General features: G+C 40.5%; 22 protein-coding genes, 3 tRNA genes and 1 pseudogene. 18 read left to right on the top strand and 8 right to left on the bottom strand.

What is annotated here, in order from left to right:
• Positions 1 to 20 precede the first annotated feature (20 nt).
• The 9 genes from rpmJ to MMP72_RS12675 all read left to right on the top strand — a co-directional run bounded on the left by rpmJ (position 21) and on the right by MMP72_RS12675 (position 5,772).
• Positions 21 to 137 carry a 50S ribosomal protein L36 gene (gene rpmJ, locus MMP72_RS12715; RefSeq protein ID WP_000867907.1) on the top strand — a complete coding sequence of 39 codons (117 nt, stop codon included), beginning with the start codon at positions 21 to 23 and terminating at the stop codon, positions 135 to 137.
• A gap of 107 nt (positions 138 to 244) precedes the next feature.
• Complete coding sequence (gene rpsM, locus MMP72_RS12710) at positions 245 to 601, top strand: 30S ribosomal protein S13 (protein ID WP_004672984.1); 357 nt, start codon at positions 245 to 247, stop codon at positions 599 to 601.
• Between the two features lie 20 nt (positions 602 to 621).
• Positions 622 to 1,008 carry a 30S ribosomal protein S11 gene (gene rpsK, locus MMP72_RS12705; RefSeq protein ID WP_001040166.1) on the top strand — a complete coding sequence of 129 codons (387 nt, stop codon included), beginning with the start codon at positions 622 to 624 and terminating at the stop codon, positions 1,006 to 1,008.
• Positions 1,009 to 1,020: 12 nt separating this feature from the next.
• Complete coding sequence (gene rpsD / locus MMP72_RS12700) at positions 1,021 to 1,647, top strand: 30S ribosomal protein S4 (RefSeq protein ID WP_004672983.1); 627 nt, start codon at positions 1,021 to 1,023, stop codon at positions 1,645 to 1,647.
• A gap of 18 nt (positions 1,648 to 1,665) precedes the next feature.
• A complete protein-coding gene (gene rpoA / locus MMP72_RS12695) occupies positions 1,666 to 2,673 on the top strand; it encodes a DNA-directed RNA polymerase subunit alpha (RefSeq protein WP_004660372.1) in 1,008 nt (335 codons plus the stop codon).
• An 18-nt stretch (positions 2,674 to 2,691) separates the two neighbouring features.
• Positions 2,692 to 3,057: a 50S ribosomal protein L17 gene (rplQ, locus tag MMP72_RS12690; RefSeq protein ID WP_004672979.1), complete on the top strand. Its 366-nt coding sequence runs from the start codon at positions 2,692 to 2,694 to the stop codon at positions 3,055 to 3,057.
• Between the two features lie 174 nt (positions 3,058 to 3,231).
• A complete protein-coding gene (locus tag MMP72_RS12685) occupies positions 3,232 to 3,498 on the top strand; it encodes a hypothetical protein (RefSeq protein WP_241317829.1) in 267 nt (88 codons plus the stop codon).
• A gap of 142 nt (positions 3,499 to 3,640) precedes the next feature.
• Positions 3,641 to 5,131 (top strand): NAD(P)/FAD-dependent oxidoreductase, encoded by a 1,491-nt coding sequence (locus MMP72_RS12680; protein WP_241317827.1) that lies wholly within the window; start codon positions 3,641 to 3,643, stop codon positions 5,129 to 5,131.
• A 140-nt stretch (positions 5,132 to 5,271) separates the two neighbouring features.
• On the top strand, positions 5,272 to 5,772 hold the full coding sequence (locus MMP72_RS12675; RefSeq protein WP_241317826.1) for a DUF2059 domain-containing protein: 501 nt from the start codon (positions 5,272 to 5,274) through the stop codon (positions 5,770 to 5,772).
• Positions 5,773 to 5,814: 42 nt separating this feature from the next.
• Here MMP72_RS12675 and MMP72_RS12670 read toward each other — a convergent pair whose 3' ends face one another.
• Positions 5,815 to 6,987: an acyl-CoA dehydrogenase family protein gene (locus tag MMP72_RS12670; protein WP_241317824.1), complete on the bottom strand. Its 1,173-nt coding sequence runs from the start codon at positions 6,985 to 6,987 to the stop codon at positions 5,815 to 5,817.
• Between the two features lie 186 nt (positions 6,988 to 7,173).
• Here MMP72_RS12670 and MMP72_RS12665 point away from each other — a divergent pair, with 186 nt between their 5' ends.
• The 6 genes from MMP72_RS12665 to MMP72_RS12640 all read left to right on the top strand — a co-directional run bounded on the left by MMP72_RS12665 (position 7,174) and on the right by MMP72_RS12640 (position 12,728).
• Positions 7,174 to 7,431 carry a succinate dehydrogenase assembly factor 2 gene (locus MMP72_RS12665; RefSeq protein ID WP_241317934.1) on the top strand — a complete coding sequence of 86 codons (258 nt, stop codon included), beginning with the start codon at positions 7,174 to 7,176 and terminating at the stop codon, positions 7,429 to 7,431.
• Positions 7,418 to 7,813 carry a hypothetical protein gene (locus MMP72_RS12660; RefSeq protein WP_241317822.1) on the top strand — a complete coding sequence of 132 codons (396 nt, stop codon included), beginning with the start codon at positions 7,418 to 7,420 and terminating at the stop codon, positions 7,811 to 7,813. The genes MMP72_RS12665 and MMP72_RS12660 overlap by 14 nt, the downstream gene beginning before the upstream one ends.
• A gap of 210 nt (positions 7,814 to 8,023) precedes the next feature.
• Complete coding sequence (locus tag MMP72_RS12655; RefSeq protein ID WP_241317932.1) at positions 8,024 to 8,230, top strand: hypothetical protein; 207 nt, start codon at positions 8,024 to 8,026, stop codon at positions 8,228 to 8,230.
• A 358-nt stretch (positions 8,231 to 8,588) separates the two neighbouring features.
• Positions 8,589 to 9,632 (top strand): hypothetical protein, encoded by a 1,044-nt coding sequence (locus MMP72_RS12650; RefSeq protein WP_241317820.1) that lies wholly within the window; start codon positions 8,589 to 8,591, stop codon positions 9,630 to 9,632.
• Between the two features lie 123 nt (positions 9,633 to 9,755).
• Positions 9,756 to 10,337, top strand: coding sequence for a rhombosortase (rrtA, locus tag MMP72_RS12645; RefSeq protein ID WP_241317818.1), 582 nt, complete (start codon positions 9,756 to 9,758; stop codon positions 10,335 to 10,337).
• A 180-nt stretch (positions 10,338 to 10,517) separates the two neighbouring features.
• Positions 10,518 to 12,728: a TRAP transporter large permease subunit gene (locus MMP72_RS12640; RefSeq protein ID WP_241317817.1), complete on the top strand. Its 2,211-nt coding sequence runs from the start codon at positions 10,518 to 10,520 to the stop codon at positions 12,726 to 12,728.
• A 128-nt stretch (positions 12,729 to 12,856) separates the two neighbouring features.
• On the opposite strand, the gene MMP72_RS12635 is transcribed toward MMP72_RS12640, so the two are convergent.
• The 5 genes from MMP72_RS12635 to rnr form a co-directional block, all read right to left on the bottom strand.
• A complete protein-coding gene (locus MMP72_RS12635; protein WP_241317814.1) occupies positions 12,857 to 13,726 on the bottom strand; it encodes a DMT family transporter in 870 nt (289 codons plus the stop codon).
• Positions 13,727 to 13,786: 60 nt separating this feature from the next.
• Complete coding sequence (locus MMP72_RS12630; RefSeq protein ID WP_241317813.1) at positions 13,787 to 14,245, bottom strand: hypothetical protein; 459 nt, start codon at positions 14,243 to 14,245, stop codon at positions 13,787 to 13,789.
• Between the two features lie 12 nt (positions 14,246 to 14,257).
• Positions 14,258 to 14,464 (bottom strand): YheV family putative metal-binding protein, encoded by a 207-nt coding sequence (locus MMP72_RS12625; protein ID WP_241317810.1) that lies wholly within the window; start codon positions 14,462 to 14,464, stop codon positions 14,258 to 14,260.
• A gap of 38 nt (positions 14,465 to 14,502) precedes the next feature.
• Positions 14,503 to 16,542 (bottom strand): M3 family metallopeptidase, encoded by a 2,040-nt coding sequence (locus tag MMP72_RS12620; protein WP_241317808.1) that lies wholly within the window; start codon positions 16,540 to 16,542, stop codon positions 14,503 to 14,505.
• Between the two features lie 327 nt (positions 16,543 to 16,869).
• The gene (rnr, locus tag MMP72_RS12615) at positions 16,870 to 19,296 is read right to left on the bottom strand and encodes a ribonuclease R (RefSeq protein ID WP_241317806.1); all 2,427 of its coding nucleotides are present in this window, start codon (positions 19,294 to 19,296) and stop codon (positions 16,870 to 16,872) included.
• A 258-nt stretch (positions 19,297 to 19,554) separates the two neighbouring features.
• Between rnr and MMP72_RS12610 the strand changes: the two genes are divergently transcribed.
• The 3 genes from MMP72_RS12610 (at position 19,555) to MMP72_RS12600 (ending at position 19,857) form a co-directional block, all read left to right on the top strand.
• Positions 19,555 to 19,644: transfer RNA gene (locus MMP72_RS12610), tRNA-Ser, on the top strand.
• A 13-nt stretch (positions 19,645 to 19,657) separates the two neighbouring features.
• Positions 19,658 to 19,734 (top strand) — tRNA-Arg (locus MMP72_RS12605).
• Between the two features lie 46 nt (positions 19,735 to 19,780).
• Positions 19,781 to 19,857, top strand: a tRNA-Arg gene (locus tag MMP72_RS12600).
• A 446-nt stretch (positions 19,858 to 20,303) separates the two neighbouring features.
• On the opposite strand, the gene MMP72_RS12595 is transcribed toward MMP72_RS12600, so the two are convergent.
• Entirely contained in the window at positions 20,304 to 21,413 is a 1,110-nt protein-coding gene (locus MMP72_RS12595; RefSeq protein ID WP_241317804.1) for a porin, read from the bottom strand.
• 614 nt (positions 21,414 to 22,027) lie between these two features.
• Positions 22,028 to 23,857: pseudogene (locus MMP72_RS12590) on the bottom strand (hypothetical protein); the annotation flags it as partial.

Genomic DNA, 23,857 nt, shown 5'->3' with positions numbered 1-23,857 from the left:
GCGCACTTAGAGGTTTCATCATGAAAGTACAAGCTTCTGTAAAGAAAATTTGTGGTAGCTGTAAAGTTATCCGTCGTAATGGGGTTATTCGCGTAATTTGTAGCGCAGAACCTCGTCATAAGCAGCGTCAAGGTTAATTTAATTAAGACCTGTTGATTTCAGTAGGCTAATTAGGTTATTATCCGCCCCTCAAGATTTTTGTGGGGCGGTTGATTATCTCTGCTGCCTTTTTGGAGAAAAGTGAATGGCTCGTATTGCCGGTGTAAACATTCCGGATAACAAGCATGCTGTTATCTCCCTCACGTATATTTTTGGTGTCGGCCGCCATACAGCTAAGAATATCTTAGCTGCTGTAGGTATTGCTGGAACTACAAAAATTCGTGAGTTGGACGATGCACAGCTTGATGCGATTCGTGCAGAAGTTGCTAAGGTTCCAACCGAAGGTGATTTACGTCGCGAAATTTCCATGAACATTAAACGTTTAATGGATTTAGGCTGCTACCGTGGTCTTCGTCATCGTCGCAGCTTGCCTGTCCGTGGTCAACGCACCAAAACTAACGCACGTACCCGTAAAGGTCCGCGCAAACCGATTAAAAAGTAAGATTTTCTGGAAGCTAAAAGATGGCTAAAGATACTCGCACACGCAAGAAGGTCACTCGTACCGTCTCTGAAGGTGTTGCACACATTCACGCTTCTTTTAATAACACCATTGTAACGATTACCGATCGTCAAGGTAATGCATTGGCTTGGGCTACCTCTGGTGGACAAGGCTTCCGTGGTTCACGTAAATCAACTCCGTTTGCTGCTCAGGTAGCTGCTGAAGTTGCTGGTAAAGCAGCTTTGGATTACGGTTTGAAAAACCTAGACGTCCTTGTAAAAGGTCCTGGTCCAGGTCGTGAGTCTGCGGTTCGTGCATTAGGCGCAGTGGGTTATAAAATTAACAGCATTACCGATGTGACGCCAATTCCTCACAACGGTTGCCGTCCACCTAAAAAACGTCGCGTGTAAGGAGAAACATTCATGGCTCGTTATATTGGTCCAAAATGCAAACTCTCTCGCCGCGAAGGGACAGACCTGCAACTTAAATCAGGCGTTAAACCGTTTGATGTTAAAACCAAAAAGCACAATAAAGCACCTGGTCAACATGGTGCGGCTCGTGGTGGTAAGCAATCTGAGTATTCACTACAATTACGTGAAAAACAAAAAGTACGTCGTATGTACGGTGTGTTAGAACGTCAATTTAGTAATTACTATAAAGAAGCTGCTCGTGTGAAAGGCGCAACAGGTGAAAACTTGTTGAAATTGCTTGAAAGCCGTCTTGATAACGTTGTTTATCGCATGGGTTTTGGTTCTACACGTTCAGAAGCTCGTCAGTTAGTCAGTCACCGTTCTATTACTTTAAATGGCCGTCGTGTAAACATTGCGTCTATTCAAGTAAAAGCGGGTGATGTAATTGCGGTACATGAAGGTGCTAAACAACAATTGCGTATCAAAAATGCAATTGAATTAGCTGCTCAACGTGGTACACCTGCTTGGATGGAAATTGATCATTCTAAGTTGGAAGGTACGTTCAAAGCTGCACCAGATCGTTCTGATTTACCTGCTGAAATCAACGAAAGCTTGATTGTAGAATTGTATTCTAAATAATCCTTGAGGTAGCAATAAATGACGCGTACTGCAAACGAGTTTCTAACTCCGCAAGCGATCAAGGTCGAAGCGGTGAGCGGGACCTCGGCAAAAGTGATTCTGGAACCTTTAGAGCGTGGCTTTGGTCATACTCTAGGTAATGCTTTACGTCGCATTCTATTGTCTTCTCTGCCTGGCGCTGCTGTGGTAGAGGTAGAAATAGAAGGCGTCGAGCACGAGTACAGTACTTTAGAAGGCTTGCAGCAGGACATCGTCGAGCTCTTGCTGAACCTAAAAGGATTGTCTATTAAGCTGTTCGATCAAAACGAAGCATATTTGACATTAGAGAAACAAGGTGCAGGTGACGTAACAGCAGCTGACCTTCGTTTACCTCATAATGTTGAAGTGGTTAACCCTGATCATTTAATCGGTACTTTGAGTTCTTCTGGTTCATTAAAAATGCGCCTTAAAGTTGCTCAAGGTCGTGGTTATGAAACATCTGACTCACGTTTCCCTGAAGGCGAAACACGTCCTGTAGGTCGTTTACAGTTAGATGCTTCTTATAGCCCGATTAAGCGTGTGTCTTACACAGTTGAAAATGCTCGTGTAGAACAACGTACTGATCTTGATAAGCTAGTGATCGATCTTGAAACTAATGGTACTGTTGATCCAGAAGAAGCAATCCGCAAAGCGGCAACAATCTTGCAACAACAAATTGCAATTTTTGTTGATCTTCAGAAAGATCAAACACCTGTGGCTCAAGAACCTCGCGAAGAAGTTGACCCAATCTTGCTTCGTCCAGTAGATGATCTCGAGCTAACTGTTCGTTCTGCTAACTGTTTGAAGGCAGAAAATATTTACTACATTGGTGATCTTGTTCAACGTACTGAAGTCGAGTTGTTAAAGACTCCAAACTTAGGTAAAAAATCGTTAACTGAGATCAAAGATGTTTTGGCATCGAAAGGTTTACAACTCGGCATGCGTTTAGAGAACTGGCCACCAGCTAGTCTCCGTATGGATGACCGATTTGCCTATCGTAGCCGTTAATTAAGTAGGACTATCACCATGCGTCATCGTAATAGTGGTGTGAAATTAGGCCGTACAAGCAGCCACCGTAAGGCGTTGTTCCAAAATTTAACAAATGCTTTAGTTGAGCATGAGTTAATTAAAACAACTTTGCCTAAGGCGAAAGAACTTCGCCGCGTTGCTGAGCCTTTAATCACTTTGGCTAAAAACGATACAGTAGCAAACCGTCGTTTAGCGTTTGCTCGTACTCGTTCTGCAGCAACTGTTGGTAAATTATTTACCATTCTTGGCCCTCGTTACAAAGAACGTAACGGCGGTTATCTTCGTGTTCTTAAAGCGGGCTTCCGTGCAGGTGATGCTGCACCGATGGCTTACGTTGAACTCGTTGACCGTGAAGTAAAATAATACTTCTACGTGTAGAACAGTTGTTCAAAAAAGGTTGGCGAAAGCCAACCTTTTTTATTATTTAATTGATTATGATTTTAATAAAAATGTTCACATCACATGAAAATAACGAAATTTCGCTTCAAGGACGTCGTAAACTCGCTTATTGGCTCATATTTTGGCTGATTTCATTTTATGATGCCAGATCTTCCTTACTATGGTGGGCGAGGGGGATTGTTGGTTGCCAGTTATGAATATAGATTTGGTATTTTGTTTTGGGAAGTCTGTTTTTCAATATTTTTATGGTTTGGATTTTTCTATGTGTTGGCAATTTTGATTTACTTATTTAATGTATGTAGAGGTAAAGGATGGGGGGATTCTGAAAATAAAATTGCACCTGTAAACATAAATAACTTAGGGGATAGGAGAAAGAAAGCAAAAAGAAAAGATAAATATAAGTAAAACCCTCTATATCTTTTAGCTCCAATTTTTCTCAAAATGTCCCGAACTGATATAAAAAAACCGATGAATGACTAAACTTGACATTGTGTATTGTCAAATTTATGTTTTAATAATCTCATGGTTTCTACTAGGTATAAAAAAAATGGAAAAGCAAGTTGATGTTCTCATTATTGGTGCAGGTATCTCTGGGATTGGGTTAGCTGTGCATCTGTCTAAGAATTGTCCACAGCGTGAATTCGAAATCTTAGAGCGTCGTGACAGTTTTGGTGGAACTTGGGATTTATTCCGTTACCCTGGTATTCGTTCTGACTCTGATATGTCAACGTTTGGTTTTAATTTTAAACCGTGGGCAAAAGATAAAGTGCTTGCAAGTGGTGCTGAGATCAAAAGCTATTTAAGCGATGTCATTAGTGAAAATCAGCTCAAAGAGAAAATTAATTTTGGTCATCGTGTTCTTTCTGCAAACTATGATTCTGCGAAGAAAAAATGGTTTGTAGAAATCGAAGATAATAACAAGAAAAAGCAAACATGGTCTGCGAATTTTGTGATGGGCTGTACGGGTTATTATAACTATGATCAAGGTTATGCACCAAAATTCCCGAAGCAAGAAGACTTCAAAGGTCAATTGATTCATCCACAGCATTGGCCTGAAAACCTAGATTATACAGGCAAGAAAGTGGTGATTATTGGAAGTGGTGCGACTGCAATTACCCTTGTGCCATCAATGGTGAAAGGTGGGGCAGGACATGTGACCATGTTACAGCGTTCGCCATCTTATATCGCAACGATTCCTTCAATTGACTTTATTTATGAAAAAACCCGTAAATTTATGTCTGAGGAAACGGCTTATAAATTTACTCGTGCACGTAACATTGGTATGCAGCGTGGTATCTACGCATTGGCACAAAAATATCCGAAAACAGTACGTCGTTTATTGTTGAAAGGGATTGAATTACAGTTGAAAGGTAAAGTGGATATGAAACACTTTACACCAAGCTATAATCCTTGGGATCAACGTTTATGTGTTGTACCAGATGGTGATTTATTTAAATCATTACGTGAAGGTCATGCAAGTGTTGAAACCGATCAAATTGAGAAGTTCACTGCCAATGGCATTCAATTGAAATCTGGTAAACATCTTGAGGCGGATATCGTCATTTCTGCAACAGGTTTAGAAATCCAGATCTTGGGTGGTGTGAAAGGCACGATTGACGGTAAGCCGATGGATACATCTCAACACATGCTTTATCAAGGTGTGATGGTCAGTGATGTGCCAAATATGGCGATGATCATTGGTTATATCAATGCATCTTGGACCTTAAAAGTGGATATTGCTGCGGACTATATTTGTCGTTTGATTAATCATATGGACGAGAATGGCTATGATGAGGTCATTGCACATGCAGATCCAGCATTGCGTGAACAAGACACCATTATGGGCAAAATGTCTTCTGGTTATATTGCACGTGCCGCTGATGTGATGCCAAAACAAGGTAAACAAGCACCGTGGAAAATTACCAACAACTATCTTGCTGATCGTAAAGATTTGAAAGATGCGAAATTCAGTGATGAAGTGCTACAGTTTCACAAACGTGATGAACAAGCAGATCGTAAACCTAAATTAGTTTCGTAACAGTTTAATTAATTGAAGCATTAAAACCCTTATGTTTTTACATAGGGGTTTTTGTTTAAATGTTGCATGGACATTCTTTAAAGAATTCAAATATCGGGTATATTGAGCATATTAAAAAATTGATCAGCAAGGAAAGCTTGATGAAGCACATGCTAATTTTGGGGACGTTATTATTCAGTACGTTTACTTTTGCAAATGATGTAAAGCAAAAAGAAGTGATTGCGCAGAAGTTAGTCTCTATTGATGGAACTGAGCAAGGCTTACAAAGTACGGACAAGATGATTTTAGAGCAAATCAGGATACGTTTGCCAAAAGACCTACCTGAAAACTTTTATGTGGATTTAGTTAAAAACTTAAATAGTGAGCAAAGAAAGCAATTCATTGTTCAGCGCTATGTCGAGACTTTTAGTCAGGAAGAATTACAAGCAGCATTAACCTTCTATCAATCTGCTGAAGGCAAAGTTTGGGCACAAAAAGCCAGTGAGGTAGGGAGTGAGGTTGCACATTTCACCACACAACATGCACGTACTGCTTTGAATACGACTATGCAGCAGCATGTAGAAAATCCAACGGTAAAACAATTAATGGCGCGTATGAATCCTTCATCGGTGCAGCAACCAGAAAAAGCCGAGCAAAAGTAGTGAAAAGGGATTGTGTCGAAAACACAATCCCTTGATTTTTATTTATAGTGAACGAGAAATAAGCTCTTTCATAATTTCATTGGTACCTGCATAAATGCGGTTGGCTCGATTGTCGATATAGGCGCGCGCAATAGGGTATTCCAGCATGTAGCCATAACCACCATGTAACTGTACGCACTCATCTACGACTTTTGAGAACATATCCGATAATTTATATTTTGCTGCTGCTGCGGCATCGACACCAAGTGTTCCTTCGATCTGCAATTCCATACAGCGGTCTAAATAGGCACGGCAAATATCAATTTCGGTACGCATTTCTGCAAGTTTAAAGCGGGTATTTTGGAAAGCACCAATTGGCTTGCCAAATGCTTTACGATCTTTGGTGTATTGGATGGTATGTGCCAAAGATGCTTCCGCACCGCCTTGACAAATAATCGCAACCAACATGCGTTCCCATGCCAGCTCTTTCATCAGCATGATAAAGCCCATGCCTTCCATACCAAGTAAATTTTCTTTTGGCACACGAACATCATCAAAGAAAAGTTCACAGGTATCTTGACCTTTCATACCCACTTTGTTCAGCGGTTTGCCTTTACTAAAACCAACACGATCTGCTTCTACAATGAGCAAAGACAAGTTTGCAGAACCTTTGTCACCACTTCCTGTTTTACAGACTACGATCGCCATATCACATAGATAACCATTGGTAATGAAGATCTTAGAACCATTAATTACATATTCATCACCATCAAGTACTGCGGTGGTGCGTACGGCTTGTAAATCAGAACCTGTGCCGGGTTCAGTCATGGCAATCGCTGTAACTGTTTCACCAGTCGCCATTTTTGGAAGCCATTTTTGCTTTTGTTCTTCATTACCAAAGTTGTTGATATAGTTTGCAACAATATCAGAGTGGAGTGAAAAGCCTGTTGCTGAATCACCAGCATAAGCTTGTTCTTCAATCAGAATCATGCTGTACAGTCGATCTACGCCAGAACCGCCATATTCTTCGGGCATGGTGGTGCACAGCAAACCAAGTGCACCTGCCTTATTCCATAAATCACGATCAACATGTTGTTGTTGTTCATACTTCTCAGTATTTGGAATGACTTCTTTTTCGTAAAATTTACGTACGGTTTCACGAAATGCCTCATGTTCCTCATTAAATAAATTACGCGGTAACATGTTTGGAATAGGACGAATTGCGCTTGATTGCATTTGTTATTTTTTCCTTTAACAATGATTTTAAAAATCCTTATTCAACATACAAGAAATCGAAAATATTGGACAATGTGATCAATGCTCAATTTGAGTGATGTATTTGGTCACTTGAGAAAAATCTATGCGAAGTTAATCAGGGATCAGTTACACTATGGGGAAATTGTTGTATAGCGGAAACACATGATGTCTGATGAAATGTCACTGGAAGAACGTAAAGTAATTTATCGCGCACGTCGGGGCTTAAAAGAAATTGATGTGTATTTTGACCCTTATGTGAAAAATTACTATCTCAATGCAGATGTCGTAGAAAAAGCCCTATTTGCTGAATTGGTTGATCAAGAAGATCCTGATTTACTGGATTGGTTTATGGAAGTGGGTGAACCACCTCGTACTGAATTAAAAGATTTTATTTTAAAATTAAAACACTATGTACATGGCTAACCGTGTTTTCGAGTTGCAATACAGTCGCTTTGCGATTGTTCTGCAACTCTTTATTTTTATGATCATTATAAGTTTGTTGTATCCCTTTCTCCCTATATTGTTGTGGCTACTCTGCATTGTTATCATGGGTGTTGCTTGGTTTATCTTTCAAAAAAAACCTCAAATACAGCGTTTTGAATATTTAGAAGATCAAGATTGGAGCTTTTGTTTCAGTCATTTGCCTCAGGCAATTCAACACCGAAAAATTCGACAAATTATCGATCATCAATGTTATATCGTGATCTATTTTTATGATCCTTTACATCTACCTTGTATCATTTGGTGGGATCAATTATCAATTTTACAGTGGAAAAACCTAAAAATATTGGCAAAACTAACTTGATTGTTAGACAATTGTGCAGTTGTATATTTTTATTAAAATAATATATTTCAATTATTTAGGCACTTTATTTCTTCGTATCTTTTTAATTGTTAGATTAAATACTCTAAAAAATCATGAAAATTATGATTGTCAGACAATCTGGCGATCAAGTTGGATGTATTTTGGTTAAAGTACAAACACCAACGTAAAGTATGGTGGAGGTCCAAAATGATGGAAATTCCAACATGGTCGTTTCTGGTGATTGCAGTTATTTTTGCAATTGTTGTAGGAAGAGCAGGAACTTTACTCAGGGAACTTCTTGAGTCACATCAATCTAAGGTTGGCGTGAACAAGAGAAAGAGATTGAAGGTGTCATCAATATATCATACTCCCATGAAGATTGATGATGAACGCCAATCTAGTGTCTATCAAAAGTAGATACGCAAAGTGTAGGAGGTCTCTATGGAGATTTCAATGTGGATGTTTCTGGTAATTGCAATCGTTATGGCGATTGTTATAGGAAGAGCTGGAACGTTACTTAAGGATTATTTTCAACAAAACTAAAATATAAAGAGTTTCACTATTTTACCAGTTAATAAGTAGCATGTGCTGAACCGTCGCAATGCTACTTTTTTTTGCCTGAAATTCCTGTATTCCCAAATATATGTCAATTCATTGATCTGTGAAGTATGTCAAGATATCAGTGTTAAAATTAGAGCAATTACTCTTTAACTCGGGTATGGCATCTGATAAGGTACGATTAAAAGGAAAATAAATTAATTAGAGGACAGGAAGTATGTCTAGACTCCATAAAGTTGGACAGGGCGTGGCGGTTGCGTTATTTACAACATCAATGTTAACAGGGTGTTCATATGTGATTAAAACTGGGGCGAATGTTGCTTTAGGTTTTGGTGAAAGACATATTGTACCGCCAATTTTAGCGATGGATGATGCTGAAATGGTCTGTAACTCAGGGAATGCTTTAACACCTGCTGTGATGTCGACCAAAGATATGGGCGCTGACCCAACCCGCATGGCGGTATTGTTATACACGGCTGCTGGTATCTGTGCTGAGAACCAAGCATTAGAAGCAGAATTACGTTATTTACGTGCATCAAAAGCAGGACAAATCACTGAAGCACAAGATGCACGTGTTGAACAAAAACGTTGGGCAGCGATTGCAGCTCAACGTCAATATGCCAGTTATCAGCTTTTTGCAAACCGCTGGGAAACCAAATATAAATATAAACTCGGCGATTCCTGCCCAACCATGCGTAATGATCTCGATCAAACGGTGTATTTGTTAGGGATGATCAATGGCCTACAATCAATGACCAATGATATTAATTCTGGTGGTTCAGTTAATGTTCCTAAAGATATCGCAGGTGTTGTTGAGCGAGGCATGACGTGCTTGGATAATGAAAAATATTGGGGTGCGCCAATGGCGACCCGTGCAGTGATTTGGACATTATTACCTGGTGCGGGCGATGGGAAACCTGAACCGTATGCAACCATGAAGCAATCGATGGAAATTGGTGAGAAAAAAGGGGTTCGTCTCGCGCATGCACTCTATGCTGTTGCCGCACAAGCCAGTGGGGATGATGCGAAACTGCGTGATGCGTTACGTTCTTATGCTGCTGCTTCGGGTGAAGATAAACCAGCAAATCCTCAATTTAGACTCGTTGATCAAATGGCTGGTTTGATGGTGCGTGGTATTGCAGATCGTTACTGGACTGAGAATACGGGTGTAAGAGCGAGTGATGAGGGTTTATCTTCATTCTGGGATGACGAAAAAGAAAGTTCATCAGAATTAGATGCATTATTCGATGGCGATGAGTAACGATCTGTTCCAGCAGAAAGCCTGTTGAGTAACTTGAATTAAACGACCTTTTACAGCTCTTGGTGAACAAATTATTTATGATTTGTGAATTGTAAAAGGTCTGTTTTTGAAGAGGGTAGATAAATGAAAGATCAAATATGGATACGGAAAGTCATTTTGATCGCTGTATGTATTTCAATATCAGCGTGTTTACAAGTCTTTGCTGATCATTTTATTTATTGGAAACCAAGTTTACTCAATGAATTCTGGCGCTTATGGACCGCGCACTGGGTGCATGTTGGATGGATGCATTTTTTACTGAATATGTTGGCATTTGCATGTTTACCGTTTATTTTTCCTCATGTACTTAATCGGCATTTATGTGCATTGTTATTGATTCTACCGCCATTTATCAGCCTCATTTTTTATTTTTATTTACCTTATATAGATGCTTATGCTGGCCTATCTGGTGTTCTGCATGGTCTATATACGGCAGTGAGTTTGGTGTACTTGCAGTATCCAAAGGAACGTAAATTTGCTGTTTTAGTTTTACTTTTGATTGCTGCAAAGTTAATTTGGGAAAATACCTTTGGACAGACAGGCACAGCTCAACTCATTGGCAGTCCCGTGTTAACAGAGGCACATTTGATTGGTGCGATTGGCGGTGTGTTCAGTGGTTTAGGGTATTTATCGATAAAAAGGAAAGGTAGAGCACAGGCAAGTTGATAAAAACAACCTATAAAAAAGTGATTGTAGTCATTCTTTTTTGAAAGAAATTGCTGCAAATTTAAGCGGTTTAAAAAGGGACTGGTGATTCAAAGGGTAAATTCATTTATCTATCAACCATGGATATCGCATGATTCAACATCTTTGGATGGATGTTGATAACAATAAATTGGAATAGACATGCAAAATGATCAAGAGAAAAAGTCTGGATTAGGTCTACTGAGTTATATCTGGACAGAGTGGATAGCGGCCTTTGTTGTTCTTATTTTACTATTAATGACGCTCATTATTGGTACAGGTGAGATGATTCATGGGCAATTATTGCGTATGGGTGAGCGCCTATATGGTGATCCGAATACTGGTATGCAATATTCGTTTCTGCGTGCAGAACCAGCGAAACCAACCTGTGATACTAATCCTAATATCGATGCACAAGTTCAAGAGCAGATGAAGATCAATGCTGCCGATGAATTTGCCAGTATGTTCGGTGTCGCGTCAGAATCAGATGTACGTTCGTCATTGCTTGCTGCAAAGCAGCAGTGTGTAGAAAAATATCAATTCTATGACAAGGCGATCGCACATATTGAGGCCAATCCGAGTGTTCGGACCTATCGGACGATTGAAACTTCATTCTTTGGTATTTTTAAGTTTGGTTCTGAAAACCGCGCATTATTTTTAGTGATTATGGTTTTATTTGCCGCAATCAGTGCGACTTTAAAATCACATCATATCGGCTTGCGTAGTCCAGCCACCAAAATTGATTTCCGTGTTTATAACATTGCTATGTTGTTGGGTAATGGTTTACTCACGTCCTCAGTCATTAGCCAATTTAAGTCGGTGTTGAATTCAGGTGTCCCTGTCGCTCCTGAAATGCAGATGATTTATTGGTTATGGATGACTTTATTTGGAACGCTGACTTTAATTAGTTTGTTCCACATCGTGAAGTCACAACCACCAACACGTGAAGGTGGCAATCTTGGTCTAGCATTCCTCAGTGTGCCATTGTATGCGTATATGGCAATCATTACAGGGGTCTCATTTACCTTCTTCATGAACTACCCAATGGGGCAGGGGATTTACCTTGGTCAATTGGTTGAATTCTCGAATATTTTCTTAAATCTTGCCTTGTTTATTTGGGCAGGTATGTTGCTGAAACAAACACGTATTGTCGATTTATTCTTAAATATCTTGCGTCCGTGGAACTTGGCACCAGAAACCTTAACATGGTTGATCTTGATTGCGGCGGCATTACCAACAGCTTATACAGGCGCTTCTGGTATTTTCGTTATTGCTGCTGGTGCGATCATTTATAAGGAAGTTTGGAATGCAGGTGGTCGTCGTCAATATGCTTTAGCTGCAACGGCGCTTTCTGGCTCACTGGGTGTTGTATTACGTCCATGTTTATTGATCGTTGTCATCGCATCATTAAATAAAGAAGTCACAACGGATATGCTTTACAAATATGGTATGTATGTCTTCTTATTGACGTCGACATTATTCCTATTGATATCCTTATTCGTTGCTGAGCAGAAATTCCGTATTGCTCCACCAAAAATTGCGTTACCGAAATCATTGCGTGCATTCGTTCCTGTTGCACCTTATATCGTGATTTTTATCTTGATTTGGTTGTTCTATAAGCATGCGTTATCAACAGACCTAAATGAGTTTACTGCACCAGTGATGATGCCAGTGATTCTTTTGGTGATGGTGTTATTTGATAAATTGCGTAAAGAACCTGCGCCACTTGCACCAGTTGGGCATTGGGACAGTACGTTAAATACCTATACAGCTCCATCAGATGGTTCACAACCTGTACCACAAGTGAATCCATCAGATGATCCGCGTAATCCTGAGCGTAGAATTCCGTTTGGTAAAGCATTACATACTTCAACCACGGAAACCGTTGGGCATATTGGTGCACTTGTTATCCTTATGGCACTTTCAGTCAGTGTCGGTGGTTTCCTCGAACACATCGAGCTGATGGAGGCTTTCCCTAAAGATATCGGTAGTCTTGCTCTGGTCATTACATTGCTTGTGATCCTCATGGTTGGTGTTGGTATGATCATGGATCCATTCGGTGCTGTGATTCTTATTTCTGCAACTGTTGCACCAGTGGCTTACCAATATGGGGTTGATCCTATTCACTTCTGGGCAATCGCATTGATTGGTTTTGAGTTAGGTTATGTCACACCACCTGTTGCACTGAATCACTTATTAGCGAGGCAGGCAGTGGGAGATGATGAGGTGGCAGCCGCAGATGCTGAGGTCAAACATCTATCGCTATACTATCGATATGAACGTTGGTTCTTACCGCTTCTGGTCATGATTCCTGCCATGCTTCTTATTGCGTATGTGCCTTATTTCTTCAAGTTATTTGGTTGGTATCAATAAGGATTTACTATAAGAGAAAGCACCTTCGGGTGCTTTTTTTATGCGGTGAATAACAGGATGTTGGGTTTATTCATCTCTCAGTTGAGCATAAAAGTAAATATCGCTAAGTCAAATGTAGTGGCTTTTACTTACTTTTGTTTCTGTATGAATGGGCTACATAAGAAAATCGCCAATAGAATAAAAGCAAACCCAATCAAACTATATATATCGGGTATTTCTTGCCAAAGAAAAAATCCCCAAATTCCCGCAAAAATGATGGCCATATAATTCACTGGCGCAATCTGACCAGCAGGTGCAAGGCGATAGGCATGTGACATAAAAATTTGACTGATATTGGCAAGGATACCTGCACTGATCAGGAAAAATAATTCTTTGAGTTGGTAGGGACGCCAAACCCAAAACATGGGAATCACTGAAAGAAATGAACCAATCAAGCAGAAATAAAATACAATTCGTTCAGGTGGTTCAGTCCGCGTAAGTGCCCGTACTGTGACAAATGCGAGTGCAGCAAATAGACTCGATGTCATCCCAATCATTGCAATCCAGTTCAGCAAGCCTTGGTCAGGTTTAGCAACAAAAATGACCCCAATCAATCCTAATGCTGCGGCACACAGCATTACTGTGGTGATGCGTTCTTTTAGAAATAACCATGCGATGAGTGGAATGAAAATTGGAGATGAATAAGTAAATACCATTGCATTGGATAATTTGAGATGTGCAATGGCATAGAAAAATCCATACATTGCTGCAAGTCCTATCACACTACGCCATGTATGCATCCATAGTTTTTCTGTTTTTACAAAACCCAAGCCTTGTTGAAAGATAAAAGGTACAAACAGGATGAGTCCAACGATGTTACGGAAAAAGACGATGGTGTAGTTATCAACGGTATGGGAAGCATAACGAATACAGATTCCCATCACAGAGAATAGAAGTGCAGAGAGTGTGAGGTACGCAATTGCGATGGGGATTGGATAGCGTTGACCGAGGCTGGACATAGAATAAAAATGCTAGAAGGTAGTCTACATTCTAGCAAAATGAGGAGACCGAAAACGGTTTTATGAGGAATGGGCTTGCTGAAGTTGAGCTTCAAGTAGTTTAATTTGTTCCTCTTTCAGTTTGAGTAGGGCATCTACATCTTCATGTTGCTGCTTTAAATCTGTTTGCTGATCTTTCAGTTGATGATGAATATCATCTAATTTAGCGATTTCTTCTTTGGCTAAGCTGTCATTAGTCGGTAATGCTTCCTTGATTAATGATTCTTGTACTAATTGAATGGGCGCAGCAGATTCGCTTTCATCAGCTATCGTGGTGATCTCTGTTGTTACGCTGCTTGCCACGTCTTTTGCTGGAGAAATTATTTTCTCAGCGATGGGTTGATCTGGAGTGGTACTGGTCTGTTGATTTTTCTGTGCCAAAAACCATTGTATTGCAAAAAATAAAACCACAATGATGCTAATGCCAGTAATGATCATCCACAATAACTTGGTGTTTTTGGTTTGGTTTGGTGACGTCATTTTTTTAACCTTCTAGTCAAAATGACGAGGTTTGAACTGTATCACCCCAATTTCATCTGGCTCTGCGACTTCTGGCTCATCCACTTGAGTTGGCCGTTTTTCGCTATAAGCACATTCGATACATTCAATCCACTCGTCATCCACAGTAGTGATCTTAACCACACGATCTAACGCGCCACATTTGGGGCACTTTGCACCCGCGATGAACTGTCTTTTCATGTCAGTTAATACCACCCTGTGAACAATAATGACGTAGTTTAAGCGGTTTTGTCAGCGTTCGTCCAACCTTGATGACGCAATAATGCATCTATTTTAGGTTCTCTTTTTCGGAAATTGCGAAACGCATCAAGTGCAGTCTCTTTTCCGCCAACTGCTAGGATAAACTGCCTAAACTCTTTTCCAGTTTCGGTATTAAAAATTCCTTCATTTTCGAAGCGATCAAAGGCATCACTGGCTAAAACTTCAGCCCATTTATACGAGTAATATCCCGCTGCATAGCCACCGGCGAAGATATGACTAAAGCTATGTTGGAAACGATTATAGGCAACGGTTGGAACCACCGAAAACTTACTGCGAATATCATCTAAGGTATTTTGAATCTGCTGGCTATTTAATGCTGGTGCTTGACGGTGAATGCTTAAGTCAAACAAAGCAAATTCGATCTGACGCAGGGTCTGCATACCTGATTGGAAGAAACGTGCATTGAGCAAAGCGGATAACAATTCTTGCGGCAGGGTTTGTTTGGTTTCAGTGTGCTCACTGAGTACGTCTAAACTTTCATTGTCCCATGCCCAGAACTCCATAAACTGACTTGGTAATTCAACAGCATCCCATGCCACACCGTGGGTACCTGCAACCGAGATATTGTCTACTTCGGTCAGCATGTGATGTAAGCCATGACCAAATTCATGGAATAAGGTAATCACTTCATCATGGGTCAGTAGCGCTGGTTGATCACCAATCGGTGGGGTAAAGTTACACACCATATAGCAGACTGGTTTTTGTAATCCTGCTGGGGTTTGCACGCGAGAGCGGAAACCACTCATCCATGCACCACCACGTTTACCATTACGTGCGTATAAATCGAAGTAGAAGCCACCCACGACTTGTCCTTGATCTTCAATCTCAAAATAACGCACATCATCCTGCCAAACAGGTGCTTGGCGTTCGATGATTTGGATGTCATACAGGCGTTGCACAATCTGAAATAAACCTTGAACAACTTTTGATGCAGGGAAATACGGTTTGAGTGCTTCTTGAGATAAATTGAATTGTTGCTGTTTTAATTTCTCAGAGTAATAGGTTGCATCCCAAGGTTTAAGCTCATCAATATGATCTTGTTGTGCAATTGCTTTGAGTTCTTCGATTTCAGCCAATGCAGGCACGCGTGCATGTTCAGCCAAATCCACTAAGAATTTATCGACGGTTTCAACATCAGGTGCCATTTTGCTGGCAAGCGAATATTCCGCGAAATTGTTAAAGCCAAGTAGTTGAGCCATTTCTTGACGTAGGCTCAGAATTTCTTCCATCACAGGTGTATTATCAAATTCAGTTTTGTCTGATTGTTCTGATGCACGAGTGACGTAAGCCTTATAGAGTTCTTCTCTTAACTCACGGTCATCTGCGTACGTCATAATCGCAAAATAAGCAGGAAAGTCGAGCGTGGCAACGGCTTGCTCAAGCTCACGTTGTTGTCCATATTGCTTAAGTAAATCGATGCTGCTTTGTGGCAGACCTTTGAGTTGTTCCTCATTCAATGCTTTGAAGTAAGCTTGCGTTGCATCAAGGACATGATTGGAAAAGTCAGATGAAAGCTGAGATAAACGTGCAGAGATGTCTGCATAACGTTTTTTCGCTTCGCCTTCAAGTGCGACACCTGAAAGTTTAAAGTCGCGTAGCGCCAGTTTAATGGCACTTTGTTGTGCTTCGCTGAGTGTTTGAAAAACAGCACTATCATGAATCTGTTGGTAGGTTTGATACAACGCTGTGTGCTGTCCGAGTTGCGTGTAGTATTCGCTCAGGCTTGGTAGGAGTGATTGGTAGACTTCACGAGTTTCAGGGTTATTCATGACCGCATTGAGATGCGACAAAATGCCCCATGCTTCACTCATATTATTTTCAAGCTGGTCAACTTCGGTCAATGTTGCCAATTGCGTTTCTGTATCTTGTGGAACTTCATTCAGTTGATTTAGAAAGTTTTGACCGTTTTGAATGCTTTGTTCAATCTGTTGTTTTAAGTCGGCAAGTTGAATTTGATCAAATTGAGGAACGGGGAGCGTTGCTTGTTGTAGTGTCATTGTATTTTTGCCATATCATCTTTAAACATAGTTATAGATGTAAGGGTAGGGAGTGGAGAAATCAAGGTTGATTTAACGTTTTTAATTTATAGTTGGAATATGTTTCGTTAGGGTATAAGTTTCTTGAATTTCAGAAAAAAGTGTAAATACAGGAAGGAATATCTAAGATCATTTATTGAGATTTTTTAATTAACAAACTTTTATGCTGTGCAAATAGTTGCGATGAGCTGAAAAGCAGGAAAACGATGAAAAATATTTTTCATGATATTAAATGATTCATGAAAGGATAAAAGGCTTCAGAAGGATTAGTTCTGAAGCCTTGCTGGATTATTCAGTCTTAGCTTTCGCATTTGACTTTTTCTTTTTCGGCTTTGCTTTTTTCTTCACCTTTTCTTTAGTTTCAGGTTTAGCAGCCGTTTTTTTACCCGGTTTTTTTGCATAAGAACTTGGTTTGTTCTTATCCTTTTTCTTTGCGACAGGTTTTTCGCCATCTTCGCTTAATTTAGCAAGGGCAGGTGCTTTGCTAAAAACGTCTTCTGTTGTTTGAGGTTTATTTGAAGAGGTACGTGGTGCTTTTTGACGAATCACACGACCCAAATGTGTCAATTGCTGAATCAGTTGGAAGTCGATTTTACGTTCTTCCAGATTCACTCCAGCCACTTTGATTTTAACTTCATCACCTAGACTAAAGGCTTGTCCACGGTTTTGTCCGACTAGACTTTGGCTGGCTTGGTCATAAAGGAAATAATCTTCACCAAGTTGACTGACATGGATCATACCATCCACATACAAATCTTTGAGAGTGACAAATAAACCAAATTCGGTCACCGCACTAATGATGCCAACAAATTCATCGCCCAAATGCTGTTGCATATAATGGCATTTCAACCAAGTTGTAACACTGCGTGAGGCTTCATCAGCACGACGTTCGGTTTGAGAGAAATGCTCACCAGCATCATCCAATGCTGCACCCGAAAGTGTATGAGGCTTTTGTTGCAAGTGCGTTTTAATGGCACGATGTAGCAATAAGTCAGGATAACGACGAATTGGTGAGGTGAAATGCGTATACGCTTCATAAGCCAAACCGTAATGCCCAGAGTTTTTTGCACCGTAATAGGCTTGCATCATTGAGCGTAATAACACTGCATGAATACTTGGTGCGTCCAAACGATCTTTGGTCGCTTCGATCACGCGTTGATAATCTGCTTGGGTTGGCTGTTCTGGGAATGGTAAGCCGAGCAACTTTACAAAATCACGTACTTTTTGAATGCGTGAAAATTCAGGTGCTTCGTGCACACGATAGAGCATTGGAATGTCATGTTCTAAAGCGTATTCTGCTGCCGCGACATTGGCGAGCAACATGCACTCCTCAATCAGTTTATGTGCAACATTACGCGTACGCGGCAAAATTTCTTTAATACCACCCAACTCATCAAAGGTCATATAGGTTTCAATGGTTTCAAATTCCATTGCATGACGTTCTGCACGTAAGCCTTTTAGTGTTTGATAAAGCTGGAACAGGGTATTGAGTGATTTGTGAATAGTTTTATTTTGAGGAATTGCATCTGTTGCACCATCAAAATATTGACTAACTTGGGTATAGGTCAGTCGTGCTTTGGAATGCATGACCGCAGGGTAAAACTCATAACCCGTAACCTTACCTGCACGAGATAATTTTAAATCACAGACCATACAGAGGCGGTCAAGGTGCGGATTTAAAGAACACAAGCCATTTGACAATGCTTCAGGCAACATGGGTAGTACAAAGTGTGGGAAATAAACCGAAGTTCCTCGGTCTTCTGCTTCTTCATTCAATGCTGAATCTAAACGGACATAATGGCTGACATCGGCAATAGCCACCACCACACGATAACCACCGCCAGGGCGTTTCTCTGCATAAACTGCATCATCAAAGTCACGTGCATCTTCACCATCAATGGTGACTAATGGCAGATCGCGTAAATCGACACGTCCTTTATGGTCTTGTGCAGACGGTTCTTTAAAGCTTTCAGCTTCTTTGATGACCGCATCTGGAAACTCGTAAGGTAAACCAAACTCTAAGATGGTTTGCGGAATAATAATTTCGGTATCCGCTTTATCTGCCATAGACTGAATCACATGACCTGTTGCCAGTTCTTCACGTGTTGGGTAGTCATCAATTGCAATACGTAACATATCGCCAACTTTAGCATTGGCATGTTCAATCAGTTCTTTTTCTAAGGTAATCGGTTGGTGCTGATTGGGATTGCTCGGTTGAATAAAGTATTCACCGTCATGTTGAACCACTTTACCAATAATCTGTTTAACGCGATGTTGAACCACTTCGCTAATAAAGCCCCAAGCTTTGCCTTTACGGTCGACTGAGGTTTGACGAACTTTGACACGATCACCATTAAAGACCAATCGCAATTCACGTTCAGCCAAGAGAATATCGTTTTGTCCTGCGATATTGGCAGTACCCAAACCTTTACTATTAATATAAACCGTTGCCTCATGGCTCGGGAGGTCTGTTGCTGGCTGGAATTTAAATCCATCTTTCATCAACTGGCCATCACGTACCATCGCACTTAAACGATGATTCAACGCATCAATACTTTTTTGATCTGGAAGATTAAAGTGATCAACGAGTTCAGCGTGTGATTGAGCAGTTTGTAATTGTTCTAATGTCGTTAAAATAAGAGTTCGGCTTGGAATCGGGTTGTCATAACGTTCAGCTTCTGCTTTTGCTTCGGGATCGCCCCAGTTTTTAATCATATCGTTTCATTTCACATCTGGCAGATCACTTTAGCATAAGTCATTCAAACTTCGACTGCACGTCAAAGATTGCAAGATTCTGTTTACGCCATGGATCTGTATAAAAGAGAAGTCTATATTAACAAGCGTTGAGGGAAAAAATGCTGAAAAAATACCAAAATCGTTTAAAAAATATTTGATTGATATAAAAAAACAGAAAAAAACAGGATCTTCCCTTGTGTAAAGGACTTTTAGTTTGTATTATTGCGCTCGTGTTACGGTGAGATGGGTGAGTGGCTGAAACCACATCCCTGCTAAGGATGCGTACGGGTAACTGTACCGAGGGTTCGAATCCCTCTCTCACCGCCATTTTTTACTTAATGCGCTCATAGCTCAGCTGGATAGAGCACTTGGCTACGAACTAAGGGGTCGGGAGTTCGAATCTCTCTGAGCGCACCAAGTAAATATTGCACAAGTAACACATGCCAATTGGCACATAAGTAATGCGCTCATAGCTCAGCTGGATAGAGCACTTGGCTACGAACTAAGGGGTCGGGAGTTCGAATCTCTCTGAGCGCACCAACTTAATGAAATAAACCGCTTAATTGCGGTTTTTTTGTGTCTGGAGTTTAGAGTATCCCTATTTTCCTTTCAAGAAAGCGATGCCATCATTCCACAATTAATAGAACGAATGTTACCTAAAAACAAGATTGCTTATACAGTTATGATTCATTTTAAAACACCTGTGTGGTTATAGTTTATCCGAGGAATACTTCTGATCATTTGTTGTAAATATAGATAAGCTATTTTTAATAGATTGGATGTGAACTCTTTAGAATGGGTTTAAATCAGTTTGTACTTGGTTCGTGATTAAAAATAGTTTTGTGGAGGTGGGGGATTAATATTTTTTAATTTTTTATTCAGTTTTTTTATTTATGTTGGTGAGTTTAAATAATGAGCATAGATTAAAAAGCCAAAATTAATATAATCTTGGCTTTTTTCTTTCAGGTTTATTCTTGGTATTAAATTTAGAACTTAAATTCTAAACCTGTACCAACAACAGGTTGCTTGTCTTTTGCATCGGCTTGTTTGAATGTTGCATAACCTGTATAGCCATACGCTTTGACTTGTTTATTAAATGAGTAATCTACACCTGCCATGATTTGCTTGGCATCATAGTCAGCATCATCATTTTTAAAGCTGGTTGAGTTTTGACTGTATTGTGCTTTCAGCTTCCATTTATCGAGGTTTGGGAGTCGATATTCTGCGCCTATCAGCCAGCCTATGGAATCATCAATATTGGCTGTAGCTGTATCATTTCCCTTGGCTTCTGCAACTTCAGATTTTTGGATTAATGCTTTTAAAGTAAGTCCTTCTATTGGCTTGATACGCCCTGTCAGGCGCAAGGTATTGGCTGCGGCAAAAACTTTATCTATGTCAGTCTGCGTGTCTGTTGCATTGAGAAAACCACGGCCTAAAAAGTTGCTTGGAATCGCTTTGTCATAGGCAATCGCGGCCAAGAACATTGGATCTGCATAGGTTATTGACGTTGACCATGCATCACCTAAGCCACCGCCATCAACGGTGACACCACCTTGATTACTTTTGATACCTTGGCTTTCACCTGTTGCTAATAAAAGGTTAAAGCCTAATGTAGACTGTTCATTCAGGGCGAACTGGGGAGACTCATAGGCAACAGAATTGTTGATACGGTTTTCACCTGGCATAATGCCTGTAATATCGGCATCATTATCCACATCGTTATTGAAGCCATCGACCGCGCTAGAGAGCTTTTTTAGTGGTGAATTTTGTTTACCAATTTTGAGTGTACCAAGCTGAGTATCTTTTAAGCCAACATAGCGGTCACGTTGCGACCAATCTGTTTTATCACCATCGGCGTTAAACCCCCATTCAATCAAGTAAACCGCACTTAAACGTTCTGTTAATTTTTCTTCGCCTTTCACACCAAGATGGGAGTTTCTATTCTGGATTTTCCATACATCACGATCGCTGGTTGTGGCATTGTTTTCTGGTAAATAGTCTAGATTTGCACCAATTTCTCCATAGAACTTGGGAGCAGCGAATGTTGAACTTGTTACAATACTTAATATGCTGGCAATTAAAAAATTAACTTTCATCTATGTCATCCTAACAATTTAAAATTATGAATAAGCAACCGTCATCTCATTTAAGTAAATGAAATATAAAATAGACCATGCCGTTTAAATAAAAATATCTCCTAAGGAAATCAAGAGAGATTAATCAATGTGACATAAAGTCCTGAGCTGTATTTTCATAATTAGATGCTTAAACTGGAATATTTAGGTTAAGCATCTAAGCAATCCTTCGCTAAAGAATAGATTTAATGCACAAGGTATGGCCTGTGAACTTATTCCGTATGGATTTTATTGTATTTAAAGTAGGGCTGATATTTAATTTTGTGATAAAGGTGGGTGTGGTATTTAATTATATGATAAAGGCATGATTTATGTTTTTATTTTGACTTTTCATCAATCCAAGACTAAATACATGAGATCTTGTTCTAATTTTTTGTTAGGGTTTATATTAAATAAGATGTATTTTTTATCAAAATTAATAGAATTTCAGATCACTAAGATGCAATAAGAAGGTATTTATTTAGTGAATGTTTTTTGTTGAATAGACTATATTTTTTTCATTCACCTTGTTTTATCGCTGTCTGTGATTGAAAAAAACCGCTGAAATATCAGCGGTTTTTTAAGTTTAAGCAATATTAGAAAAGATGCGTACTTTCAAAGAGTTGTTCAGTTAAATTTACATTTGAAACTGAGAGATGCTCAGTGATATTGATCGTTGATCCACCGATAGAGATGCTTTGAGATGATGTTGTTGCACCTAGAACAGAATTTAAGATGCTATCTACACCATTGCTACTGCTAGAACTACCCACATTAACGGAAATTAATCCACTTAAGTTTCCAATGATATCACCACCTAGGATGTTAGTGATTGAACCAAGAGGACCACCATCGCCGCCAATTCCACCGCCGATACCGCCACCAAGAATATCCTCACCGATGACATGTTGAATCGTATCAGCAGCAGTTGAGCCGTTATTAATCAGTGTGCCAATGACACCTGTTGCATTGCCCAGTGCGCCAGCAAAATCAGCACCTGCCAAATCCGAGATAGCTTCAAGCGAACCATTTACAGTATCACGTGAAGTTTCAAAGGTGAGTGTACCTAGATTAGCAAGATCACTGATAGGATGTTCCGCTTGAGGGAACACACCAATGATTGCATCTGCGACAGTATCGATGCCCGTATTGATGATTTCAGTTTTGAGGCTTTCAACGCCTTGAAGAATATCAATACCTGTTTGAATGACACCCGTTACAGGGTTGTTGCCAAGGTCCCCGCCGCCGATACCACCAATGATGCCTGTTAAGATATCGAGAGGACTACCACCATCACCACCAGTAATACCGCCGATAATGCCAGTGATTGCACCTAAAGGACCGCCGTCACCGCCACCAGTGATACCACCGATAATGCCAGTGATTGCATCTAATGGACCACCGTCACCACCACCTGTAATGCCACCGATGATGCCAGTAATTGCACCTAAAGGGCCACTGTCACCGCCACCAGTAATACCGCCAATAATGCCAGTAATTGCATCTAATGGACCACCGTCACCACCACCTGTAATGCCACCGATGATGCCAGTAATTGCACCTAATGGGCCACCATCACCACCAATGATGCCACCTACATCAGTGAGATCACCGACAATATGCTGGATTGTTTCAGCAGCAGTTGAACCGTTATTAATCAGTGTACCGATGACACCTGTTGCATTACTCAGTGCGCCAGCAAAGTCAGCGCCAGCTAAATCGGAAATTGCTTCAAGTGTACCATTTACAGTATCGCGAGAAGTTTCAAAGGTGAGTGTGCCTAGATTAGTTAAATCCACAATAGGATGGACTTGAGGGAGTACGCCACTGGCTACACCACCTACGGTCGTGATACCTGTATTGATCAGGTCTGTTTTGAGACTTTCAACACCTTGAAGAATATCAATACCTGTTTGGATGACACCGGTTACAGGGTTGTTGCCAAGGTCACCACCAGTAATACCACCGATAATGCCAGTAATTGGACCTAAAGGACCACCGTCACCACCACCTGTAATACCACCGATGATTCCTGTAATTGCGCCTAAAGGACCACCGTCACCACCACCTGTAATACCACCGATAATGCCAGTGATTGCGCCTAAAGGACCGCCGTCACCACCACCTGTAATACCACCAATAATGCCAGTGATTGCATCTAAAGGACCGCCGTCACCGCCGCCAGTGATACCGCCGATGATTCCAGTGATTGCACCTAAAGGACCACCGCCACCAGTAATACCGCCAATAATGCCAGTGATTGGACCAAGAGGACCACCATCACCGCCACCCGTGATACCACCGATAATGCCAGTAATTGGACCAAGAGGACCGCCGTCACCACCGCCAGTGATACCGCCGATGATTCCAGTAATTGCACCTAAAGGACCTCCATCACCACCGCCAGTAATACCACCGATGATGCC

Origin of the sequence: Acinetobacter sp. NIPH 2699, from assembly GCF_022549355.1 — a bacterium.
Lineage (GTDB): Bacteria > Pseudomonadota > Gammaproteobacteria > Pseudomonadales > Moraxellaceae > Acinetobacter.
The sequence above is the reverse complement of the archived record's forward strand: the minus strand, read 5'-3'. Positions and strand labels throughout refer to the sequence as shown.

What these genes read in the sequence shown, in the direction of transcription:
- MMP72_RS12630 (WP_241317813.1), bottom strand. Translation starts at nt 14,245, where the DNA reads ATGACGTCACCAAACCAAACCAAAAACACCAAGTTATTGTGGATGATC.
- rplQ (WP_004672979.1), top strand. Translation starts at nt 2,692, where the DNA reads ATGCGTCATCGTAATAGTGGTGTGAAATTAGGCCGTACAAGCAGCCAC.
- MMP72_RS12655 (WP_241317932.1), top strand. Translation starts at nt 8,024, where the DNA reads ATGGAAATTCCAACATGGTCGTTTCTGGTGATTGCAGTTATTTTTGCA.
- MMP72_RS12595 (WP_241317804.1), bottom strand. Translation starts at nt 21,413, where the DNA reads ATGAAAGTTAATTTTTTAATTGCCAGCATATTAAGTATTGTAACAAGT.
- rpsK (WP_001040166.1), top strand. Translation starts at nt 622, where the DNA reads ATGGCTAAAGATACTCGCACACGCAAGAAGGTCACTCGTACCGTCTCT.
- MMP72_RS12685 (WP_241317829.1), top strand. Translation starts at nt 3,232, where the DNA reads ATGATGCCAGATCTTCCTTACTATGGTGGGCGAGGGGGATTGTTGGTT.
- rnr (WP_241317806.1), bottom strand. Translation starts at nt 19,296, where the DNA reads ATGATTAAAAACTGGGGCGATCCCGAAGCAAAAGCAGAAGCTGAACGT.
- MMP72_RS12650 (WP_241317820.1), top strand. Translation starts at nt 8,589, where the DNA reads ATGTCTAGACTCCATAAAGTTGGACAGGGCGTGGCGGTTGCGTTATTT.
- MMP72_RS12625 (WP_241317810.1), bottom strand. Translation starts at nt 14,464, where the DNA reads ATGAAAAGACAGTTCATCGCGGGTGCAAAGTGCCCCAAATGTGGCGCG.
- MMP72_RS12665 (WP_241317934.1), top strand. Translation starts at nt 7,174, where the DNA reads ATGTCTGATGAAATGTCACTGGAAGAACGTAAAGTAATTTATCGCGCA.
- MMP72_RS12675 (WP_241317826.1), top strand. Translation starts at nt 5,272, where the DNA reads ATGAAGCACATGCTAATTTTGGGGACGTTATTATTCAGTACGTTTACT.
- rpsM (WP_004672984.1), top strand. Translation starts at nt 245, where the DNA reads ATGGCTCGTATTGCCGGTGTAAACATTCCGGATAACAAGCATGCTGTT.
- MMP72_RS12620 (WP_241317808.1), bottom strand. Translation starts at nt 16,542, where the DNA reads ATGACACTACAACAAGCAACGCTCCCCGTTCCTCAATTTGATCAAATT.
- MMP72_RS12680 (WP_241317827.1), top strand. Translation starts at nt 3,641, where the DNA reads ATGGAAAAGCAAGTTGATGTTCTCATTATTGGTGCAGGTATCTCTGGG.
- rpmJ (WP_000867907.1), top strand. Translation starts at nt 21, where the DNA reads ATGAAAGTACAAGCTTCTGTAAAGAAAATTTGTGGTAGCTGTAAAGTT.
- rpoA (WP_004660372.1), top strand. Translation starts at nt 1,666, where the DNA reads ATGACGCGTACTGCAAACGAGTTTCTAACTCCGCAAGCGATCAAGGTC.
- rrtA (WP_241317818.1), top strand. Translation starts at nt 9,756, where the DNA reads ATGAAAGATCAAATATGGATACGGAAAGTCATTTTGATCGCTGTATGT.
- rpsD (WP_004672983.1), top strand. Translation starts at nt 1,021, where the DNA reads ATGGCTCGTTATATTGGTCCAAAATGCAAACTCTCTCGCCGCGAAGGG.
- MMP72_RS12670 (WP_241317824.1), bottom strand. Translation starts at nt 6,987, where the DNA reads ATGCAATCAAGCGCAATTCGTCCTATTCCAAACATGTTACCGCGTAAT.
- MMP72_RS12640 (WP_241317817.1), top strand. Translation starts at nt 10,518, where the DNA reads ATGCAAAATGATCAAGAGAAAAAGTCTGGATTAGGTCTACTGAGTTAT.
- MMP72_RS12635 (WP_241317814.1), bottom strand. Translation starts at nt 13,726, where the DNA reads ATGTCCAGCCTCGGTCAACGCTATCCAATCCCCATCGCAATTGCGTAC.
- MMP72_RS12660 (WP_241317822.1), top strand. Translation starts at nt 7,418, where the DNA reads ATGTACATGGCTAACCGTGTTTTCGAGTTGCAATACAGTCGCTTTGCG.